The sequence below is a fragment of the Candidatus Effluviviaceae Genus V sp. genome (assembly GCA_014728125.1).
Lineage (GTDB): Bacteria > Joyebacterota > Joyebacteria > Joyebacterales > Joyebacteraceae > WJMD01.
Window position 1 is genome coordinate 1 of sequence record WJMD01000178.1, and the last position, 9,710, is coordinate 9,710.

Annotated in this window: 5 protein-coding genes; 4 read left to right on the forward strand and 1 reads right to left on the reverse strand. The window is 66.8% G+C overall.

All coding sequences use genetic code 11. The annotated features are described in order from the left end of the window. Positions 1 to 2,120: hypothetical protein (locus GF405_10605; protein ID MBD3368601.1), on the reverse strand; the 2,120-nt coding region annotated here is incomplete at its 3' end. Positions 2,121 to 2,421: 301 nt separating this feature from the next. Here GF405_10605 and GF405_10610 point away from each other — a divergent pair. The 4 genes from GF405_10610 to GF405_10625 form a co-directional block, all read left to right on the forward strand. Continuing rightward, the gene (locus GF405_10610) at positions 2,422 to 3,684 is read left to right on the forward strand and encodes a hypothetical protein (GenBank protein MBD3368602.1); all 1,263 of its coding nucleotides are present in this window, start codon (positions 2,422 to 2,424) and stop codon (positions 3,682 to 3,684) included. Next, positions 3,681 to 4,505, forward strand: coding sequence for a hypothetical protein (locus tag GF405_10615; GenBank protein ID MBD3368603.1), 825 nt, complete (start codon positions 3,681 to 3,683; stop codon positions 4,503 to 4,505). Before GF405_10610 ends, GF405_10615 begins: the two co-directional genes overlap by 4 nt. 109 nt (positions 4,506 to 4,614) lie before the next feature. After that, positions 4,615 to 7,074, forward strand: coding sequence for a S8 family serine peptidase (locus GF405_10620; protein ID MBD3368604.1), 2,460 nt, complete (start codon positions 4,615 to 4,617; stop codon positions 7,072 to 7,074). A gap of 154 nt (positions 7,075 to 7,228) precedes the next feature. Further along, positions 7,229 to 9,710: tetratricopeptide repeat protein (locus tag GF405_10625; protein ID MBD3368605.1), on the forward strand; the 2,482-nt coding region annotated here is incomplete at its 3' end.

A 9,710-nucleotide genomic window follows, 5' to 3' on the forward strand; every position in this document is an offset into this window, starting at 1 on the left:
ACATCGCCCGACGGTCCGGTCGTGCCGGAGATCGGGGAGACGCCCCAGCCGTCGATCTCGATGTAGCAGTTCTCCACCGGGTTCGACAGCGAGTCGAGCACCGTCACCGTGACATCGGTCGCCGTGTTGATCGGCACCGACGGCGGGTCGATCGTGTAGGTCACCGGGACGATGACGAGCATGTCCGCGGTGTAAGTCATCAGGTTGAAGCCGGTCACGGTCAGCGTCAGCGTCTCGCCGACCGGAGGAACGGCCGTCAGGTTGATCGTCGCGTTGCCCGTCGCATCGGTCGTCGCGGTGCCGTAGTTGACACCGTTGCCGTAGATCGAGCAGAGCGCGCCCTCGACGCCGACGACCTCGACATCGAACGTCGTCATGCTCGGGAACATCACGTCGAGGTGGTTCACCGTCACGTCCGTCGGCGTGTCGGTTCTCACCTTCAGCGACGGGTCGCCGAAGATCGTCCAGTGCAGGAACTCATCCTCGCCGTCCGTGCCGTACACGTCGATCATGCTGCTCGAGCCCTGGAAGCAGAGCGCGGCGAAGCTGCGCTTCGCTTCGCCGACGAGAAGGTCGATGAACTCGTCCTGTCCCTCCATCGGGGGGCTCCACGACTGGTTGACCGTCGAGGCGTAGATACCGACAGCGCCGGTGGGCTCGCTGCCGTTGGTGGCTCTGAGCCATGCCTCGGCGAAGCAGGTCGTGCTGCCGAACGCGCCGTTCACACACGCGACACTCGTGATGAACGGCAGCATGTTGTCGTTCACCAGGTTGTTGATGTCGGTGTTCGAGAACCCTGTCGAGCCCCACGACGTCGTCGACCCGTGGCCGGTGTAGTTGACGGTGCTTCGACCGTCGTTCAGCGCGGTCGAGACCATCGCGGCGGTGCCGGTCGGGTCGTAGATCTGGTCGACCTCTGTGTACGTGAAGGCCATCAGGAGGTCGCGGATGTTGTCCTGATGCTCATCGTCGTACTCGCCGTCGTCGCCCGTACCCTGGTTCGACGCGACGCCGGTGCCCTTGTGGTACCATGCGCCGCCGCCCAGCGGACGCTTCTCGTACTCGACCGAACGCAGAACCTGCGTCTCGACCTGAGCGACCGTCTCGGCGGAGAAGCGACCGACGAAGAGGTCGCCGTAGTTGTCGGTTCCGGCCGTCAGCGAATAGGACGGATCGGAAAGGCTGCTCACCGTCAGCGAGGGAACCTGCGCGGCGTCACCGACGAGCAGGAGGTAGGTCAGTCCGTTCGTGTCATAGTAGTTCTGCACGTAGGTGTCGATGCCGGAGGCCGTGCCGCCCGCGTCGGTGACGCTGACCATCTCGCAGGGCACGCCCATCTGGTTCTTCCACTCGACGAACGGCTCCATCGAGGTCATGAAGTCGCCGTAGCAGATGACCAGCATGTTCCCGACATCGGCGACGTCCGGATAACGCTCGGACACGGCGTCGTAGTTCAGGAAGTGGTCCTTGTAGATCTCCACGAACTCCGCGTTGAGCTTCGCCGGACGGTGCGTCAGTTCGTTCATCCTGGCCGGTCCGGTGGGAACGGCCTCGACGACTACGCGGTCGTAGACGCGCAGCGCGCCGGTCGCCGGGTTCACCTGGAACGGTCTCAACACGATCGCCTGGCCGCGAACGTCGCGCATGATATACGGATCGCGCGCCGTCAGGATATCAGCGGGGTACCAGGCGTTCTCCCCGTAGGCGGCGCCGAACTCGTACGGCACGGACGCCGGATCGACCTGCCTCGACAGGTTGCCCTTCGACGGGACGACGGGCACGCCGTCGTACTCAACAAAGTGACTGTCGACGACACGGTACGCCATCGCGGCGTCGTCCGGAATGACGATGCTGCGAGCGACGTTCGGAAGCTCGGGATAGCCGGCATCGAGGGTGATGCCCTCTTCGCCCAGCACGAGGGAGTAGAACGTCTTCCCGTCGATCTCGACGGGTGTCTTCACGAAGCTCGAGACCTCGAACTCCAGAACGGTCCGCGCGTCCGTCGACTCAAGGACGCGGACCTCGACCGGCTCGCCGTCGCCCAGTGTCACGACCTGGGCGGCCAGGAGCGCGGCCGGAACGAGGAGCACGAGCAGGAATGCCAGCACACCATGCCGCACAACGCACCTCCACTTTGAGGCCCATCGAAACAAAGGCAGACCCGTCCGGCTGTGGACAGGCCTGCGCTCTCACTTGCAGACACGACAGCGTTCACGCCTGTCGGCTCATTATACCACACCCGGCGATTCTTGTCATCCGCAGAAGCTTGCGTCAGACGTCGCCCGCCGTGCCCCGGCGAGGACTCGGCCGACGGCGGCTGGCCTCCGTGCGGTCCGAGTGGTACAATCCGCCACTGTCGCCCGGACGCTCGGCCTCTCCGGGCGCTCGTTCCGACACTCGGAGACCGCGACGGGACAGCGCATGGACCTGGTGCTCGAAGCCCTCATCGGGCTCAGAAATCTCCTCCACAACAACCTGATCTTCGGCGTCGGCGCGCTTCTGCTCGCGGGGTTCGTCGGCGGCAAGCTCGCCACGCTTCTCAAGCTGCCGACGATCTCCGGCTATATCGTGGCGGGACTGCTGCTGGGCCCGTCCGTCCTCAACGTCGTGCCCGACCACATCGTCGAGTCGCTGGCCCCGGTGCCGCACATCGCCCTCGGTCTCATCGCCATCACGATCGGCTCGGAGTTCCGCATCGCGAAACTCCGGAAGACCGGACGGAACATCGTCATCATCACGGCGACGCAGCTCGTCGTCACGTTCGTCGCGGTGTCGGCCGCCCTCCGGGCCCTCGGGGCTCCGCCACCGATGGCGCTGCTTCTGGGTGCGATCGCCTCCGCGACCGCGCCGGCGGCGACGGTGGCGATCGCGACGGAGCTCCGTGCCAGGGGCCACCTGGTCTCGACGCTCTTCGGCGTCGTCGCTCTCGACGACGCGTTCGCCATCACGCTGTTCGGGTTCGTCATGGCGTTCGCGGCGTCGATGGTCGGCGGCGCGGCCGGCAGCCCGGCCGCAATGATCATCCATCCTCTCCAGGAGATCGCGATTTCCATCGCGCTCGGTGTCGCCGTCGGGTATCTGGTCCACCGGCTGGTCCTGAACCGCAAGAGCAACAACGAGATCATCGTCATTGTGCTCGGCTTCGTCCTGCTCGTCAGCGGCGTGGCCGTCTCGATCGGCGTCTCCGCCCTCATCGCGAACATGATGATGGGCTTCGTGCTCGTGAACCTGTCCGCGAAGAACTCGCGCGTGATGAGGATCCTCGAACCGCTGAGTCCGCCGATCTACGCCGCGTTCTTCGCCCTGGCGGGTACCGAGCTCGACGTCCGGACGCTGGCGCAGACCGGCGCCCTCGGAGGGGCATACCTCCTCGCGCGTGCGGTCGGGAAGTACGGCGGCGCCTACCTCGGCGCCGGTCTGGCGCGGGACTCGGCCGCCACCCGAAGATACCTGGGCCTCGCACTCCTGCCCCAGGCCGGCGTGGCGATCGGTCTCATCCTCGTGCTGCAGGACACGCCGGCGTTCATGGAGCTCCCGTACATGAGGCAGATGGTCAACATCGTGCTGGCGTCGATCCTCGTCAATGAGGTGATCGGACCGCCGCTCACGAAGATCGCGCTCGTCAGATCAGGTTCCACCAGGCGGCGAGGCGCTCGCACATCGGAAGGGGAACGGACAAGATGAAGCTCATCGAGGCGCTTGTCAGCGAGAGCATCGAACCCGCCCTCAAGGCCAGAACGAAGGAGGAGCTCTTCGAGGAGATGACCGATCTCCTGATGAAGAACCCGGCGCTGGAGGGCACCGACCGCGCGACGATCCTCAAGGCGCTCAACGAACGCGAGCGCACCGCGACGACCGGCGTGGGACGTGAGGTGGCCATCCCGCACGGGAAGATCATGGGACTGAAACGCATCGTCGGCGCGATCGGGATCGCCCCGCACGGGATCGAGTACGGATCCGTGGACGATCTCGATGTCCGCTTCGTCGTCGCGATCGTCGCTCCCCCCGGTGAGTCACACGACTACCTGCGCATCCTCGCGAAGGTCGCGCGGCTCCTGTCCGACACCGCCTTCCGCGAGTCGGTTCTGACGGCGGGGTCGTCCGACGGTATCTACAGGCGTATCGAGGACATCGAACAGGAGGCGCCGGTCGAGGGTACGGGTGAGCAGGTCCTGCTCATCTTCGAGCTCGTCGACGCGGACTACTTCGACCCGGTCGTCGAGTACTTCACGGAGGTCGGCGCGACGAGCGCTACCGTCATGGACGCGCGCAACGTCGAGGGCTTCCTGACCAGGGTCCCCCTCTTCGCGGACTTCTCCCGCGTGTTCACGGAGGGACAGGAGTTCGGCCACATCTTCCTGCTCGTCATCGACAAAGGGCTGGTGGACCGCTTCATCCAGGGAATCGAGAACATCATCGGTGAGCTCGACGATGAAGGGCGCGGTATCGCGATCACGATCCCCATCTCGGAGTCACGCGGGCGGCCGAGCCGCATCGAGTTCTAGACACAGAATGTGGCTCCTGGAAGGCCGAGTTCGCACGGCGGCGCGTGCGCGGAGCCGCCGCGGGCCCGAGAGCCGTCACTTTTCTTGACAAACGCCCCCAAAAACTGATATGGTAAGGCGTTCAGCGCGTCCCGGCAGGGACGAACCTATGGCCCCTCGAGCCACACCGGACGAAAGGAGGTTCGCTGTGTCGAACCGCTCTCTCCTGCTCGCTCTCATCACCCTTCTCGTCGTGCCGCTCTGCGCACCGGCCGAGACGATCCACCTGGCCGTCGGCGCGTTCGACCCGCTGGTCGAATCGCCCCAGATCGACGGCTGGCTCCGAGCTGAGCCACCGATCCCCGGAGAGACCTCCTACTACCTGGTCCAGCTCGACGGACCGCCGACCGACGCGCGGAAGAGCGCCGTCGCGACCGCGGGAGCCGAGCTCATCGCGTACCTCCCCGACAACACGTACATCGCGAGGATCGACGGCGGGGACGTCCCGGCCGTCGAGTCGCACGGCTCGGTGTCCTGGGTCGGTCAGTATCACCCGGCGTACAAAATGAGTCCGCTCATCGGTACGCACGAGTTCAAGGACCCGCGACGCGCCGCGGACTCCTTCCTGACGCTCATGGTGCGGGTCTTCGACGACATCGACGGGACAGCGAAACTCATCGAGGCCGAGGGCGCCTCAATCGTCGAGACGGTCGACGACGGCTTCCAGAAGCTCATCGTCGTGCGCGCGGCCGAATCGATCGTTCCCGCGCTCGCGCGTATTCGGAACGTATGGTGGATCGAGGAGAAGCCTGAGTTCTACCTGATGAACGACACGACGAAGTGGGTCGTTCAGTCGAACGCCACCAACCAGACACCGGTCTGGGACAAGGGCCTGCACGGCGAGGGCGAGATCGTCGCCGTGATGGACTCCGGCATCGACTACAACTCCTGCTGGTTCAGGGACGGCGGAGCGACCCCCGGTCCGTCGCACCGGAAGGTCATCGACTACTCGCTCTACGGCGGCGGCCTCGCATACGACGGCTGTGACATCGGTCACGGTACCCACGTCTGCGGAACGCTCGCCGGGGACCAGTCCTACGTGAACCCCGGCAACTACGATTACAACGGGATGGCCTACGAGGCTCAGCTGGTCATGCAGGACATCGGGGCCGACGACGAGTGGTCCTGCACTTCGGGCTCGATCCAGGTGCCGTCGAGCTGCGCGGCCGCGTACACGGACGCCCACAACCTGGGCGCCCGCATCCACTCGAACTCGTGGGGCGGTACCGACAACACGTACGACTCGTACTGCGTCACGCTCGACAACTTCATGTGGGCGAACCCCGACTTCCTGATCGTGTTCGCCGCCGGGAACTCCGGTCCCTCATCCTCGACGGTCGGCTTCCCCGGAACGGCGAAGAACTGCCTCACGGTCGGCGCGACCAGACGCCCGCCGCAGCAGGACACGATGGCAGGATACTCGAGCCGCGGACCAGCATTCGACAGCCGCATCAAGCCGACGGTCGTGGCGCCGGGCGGCGAGGCGGGCTACAGCTACATCAACTCGGCGGACAACGACATGGGCAATCCGCCCGCTCAGACCTGCAACGTCGCGAGTTCGCCCTTCCAGGGAACCTCGATGGCGACACCGTGCATCTCTGGCCTCGCGGCGCTGACGCGCCAGTACTTCCGCGAGGGGTGGTATCCCTACGGCACGCCGACCTCGGGAGAGGAGTTCTCCCCGTCGGCCGCGCTCATGAAGGCGATGATCCTCGCGTCGGGCACCGACATGGCGACGCAGGACATCCCGAACGGCAACGAGGGATGGGGCCGGGCGCTTCTTGACGATGTCCTCTACTTCGAGGGCGATGCGCGCGAGCTGAAGGTCGAGGACTTCGCCGCCGGCGTGAGCCAGGGAGGCGAGGAGACCTTCGAGTTCTCGATCGACAACGGAACGATCCCCGTCGAGGTGGTCCTCGTGTGGACCGACTACCCGGCGACCTCGGGCGCGAGTGTGGCCATCCAGAACAACCTGGACCTCGAGGTCGACTGCCCCGGCGGCGTCACGTTCAAGGGCAACGTCTTCCTGAACGGCGAGTCTGTCGGGAGCGGCAGCGCGGACAGCAGGAACGTGGAGGAGGTCGTTCTCGTCAAGAGCGCTCCTCTCGGAACGTACACGGTCCGCGTCAAGGGCACGACCGTGCCGCACGGGCCGCAGCCGTTCGCGGTCGTCATCACGGGCGGCATCGCGGACTGGCCTCCGTTGACCGGCATCGCGGACGCCGTCGTGCCGGACGGCAGGAGGGTCGCCATCACGAGCGTCGCTCCCAACCCGTTCAATCCCATGACGGAGATCGCGTACGCGCTCGAACCGGCTCCGGCCGGTGAGGCCCGCGCGACGCTCAAGATCTACTCGGTCGACGGCCGCGTCGTACGCACGCTGGTCGATCGCCCGCAGGGCCCCGGGCGTCACACGGCGGTGTGGCACGGACGCGATGATGAAGGACAGGTCGTCGCAAGCGGTATCTACTTCTGCGAGCTGACATACGGCGGCGACAGGGAGGTCAGGAAGCTGACGCTGCTCAAGTAGCGCCACGGCCTATGTCCGCCGGTGGACTTGCCGGCGGGGTCGCCCCTATAATGGGCCCTCGCTCCGGTTCGGGGCGGGGGCCCTTCCTCTTGACTCCGCGAAGGGCGCCAGGCGGCCTCGGAGAGCACGACCCCGGCGAAGGAGGCTTCGAACTGTGCTGAGGAGCAAACTGAAGAGCGCGATCGGTTCGCTCGAGGCCTCGTCGCTCCACTGGTCATACTGGGTGGGTACGTTCGTCGCGTTCGCCGTCCTCAGGAACGTCATCGAGAGCGCGCTCGGACCCGAAGGGGTCCTGGGCTTCGCTCACTCCGGCCCCGTCTCCGCGCTGATGGTCTTCGACCACTTCCTGCTGTTCTATGCGAGCGTCTTTCTTACCATCGCGATCATCCTCTCCCACCTCACGGGCGAGCACATCTCCCGCGTGATGCGTGTGATGACGCCGGCCTGGGCCATCATACTGGTGCCGCCCCCGACAGACTTCATCCTGACCGGAGGCGAGGGCACGCACATCTCATACGTTCTGTCGCTCTCCGGCGTGCTCTTCAGGTTCTTCGACCCGCGTGTGCTCATCGAGCGCATCTCGGTCGGGCAGCGCATCGAGGTCGCTGCCGCATGCATGCTCGGCCTCGCCTACGTTCGCATCAAGGGACGAAGCTGGTGGCGGGCGGCGCTCGCCTTCGTCCTCATCTACCTGGCCATCGGCGCGCACGGGGTCCTCCCGGCCGCCTTCGCCCGCTTCGCGCAGTACGTCTCCGAGGGCGCCGTCAGACTCCCCGCGGCCGCGTACGATGCTGTCTTCACGTCGGGCGGACTTGTCCTCGAGGAGAGCCGTAAGCTCGCCCTCCTCTTCCTGCTGACGTCTGCGGGACTCGGGCTCTACGCGTTCCGTCGAGCGGTTCCGGCGAAGGCGTCCGCGCTTCTGCGCAACATCAGACCACTCAGGGCCCTCCACTACGTCGGGATGGCCGGCTTCGGGATCGCTCTCGGATGGGCCGTGGTCTCACCCTCCGGGTTCTCGTTCACGCACGGAGGAGACGTCCTGGGGATCGCCGGGCTTCTTTTCGCGACGTTTCTGGCGTTCGAGGCATCGGTGGGCCTCAATGACCTCTTCGACATCACGAGCGACAGCGTGACGGAGCCCGACCGTCCGCTCGTGACCGGCGAGCTCACACAGCGCGAGGCCGTCGTCCAATTCGCGGTCCTCGGCGGACTGTCGCTTCTCGCGGCGTTGAACGTCAAGTACGCCAGTTTCCTTGTCCTGGCGATGGCTCTGCTGGTCTCCTTTCTCTACTCGGCGCCGCCCGTCAGACTCAAGCGCATCCCGATCGTCGGGACGCTCTCGCTCGGTCTCCTGTCCCTGCTAACGGCGCTCGCCGGGTTCGCGGCCGTCCTGGAGGCGAGAACGGTGGCCGCGTTCCCGGTCCCTGTCGGCTGGGTCCTCTTCCTGGCGTTCGGGCTCGCCTTCGCCGTCAAGGACCTCAAGGACGTCGCCGGCGACCGCGCCGACGGCACCCTGACACTGCCGATCGTGCTCGGTCCACGCGCGGGACGCGCCGTGACAGCCGCGCTCGCCGCCGCCGGCTATCTCACCGTCCCGGTCTTCCTCCCGTACCCGGTGCTCGGGTGGATCGCCGTCGCCCTCGCCGGGCTCAACGCGTTCGCCGTCATGCTCCTGCCCGCCCGCCGCATCGTGCGTCCTCTCCTCACGGTCTATCTGCTCTTCGCCGCGGGGGCGGCACTCGTTATCGTCACCGATGTCGAACCCGTGCTCAACCCGTCGTCGCGGGCCGCCGCACACAACCAGAGTGTGGCGCTCACGGCGCGCTCGTACCTGGAGTCCGGCGACGCCGAGGATGCCGCGGCGGCCTACCGAGGTGCCGGCGACCTCGGGCCCGACCCGGGAGAGCTCACCCGCGCCGGCATCGCACTGGTCAGGACCGGAGCGTACCTTGAGGCGGCGCCGCTCCTGGAACGGGCCGTCGCGCGGAACCCATCGGACGCCGTGGCGGTCGAGCATCTCGTCGCGGCCCGCCGCGCGGCCGACGACCCCGTCGAGGCCGCCCGGCTGGCCCGCGAAGCCGTCGCCCGCGGGATCCGTCCGGACGTCTTCCTGGCGCACCTCGCGGAGCTGGCCATCGACGCCGGCCGCCCCGAGGACGCGGCCGAGCTCCTGACGACGTCGCTCAGCGCCGGAGCCGACGAAGTGAGCACGAGAATCAGACTCGGCGACGCGCTTCTTCTCGCCGGACGGTCCGAGGCTGCGCTCACCGAACTCGGGCTCGCCGCGCGCCTCCATCCCCGCGCCGCACCCGCGAGGGATGCGTACGGTCGCGCGCTTCACCGAGCGGGTCATCACCTGGAGGCGGCGCAGGAGCTCCGGACCGCGGTCCGCCTGGATCCATCGACCGCGATGTACTGGAACAACCTGGCCGTCGTCGAGATCGAACTCGGCCGGTACGACGCTGCCCTCGGCGCTCTCGACCGCGCGACCGGGACCGACCCCACGCTCCCCGACGCCTACTTCAACCGCGGCCGCGTCTACGAGGCACTCGGCCGGCCGAGCGAGGCCAGGCGGCAGTATCTGCTCGCACTTGAGCTCGACCAGACCTTTCTGCCCGCGCGAAGAGCGCTGGCAT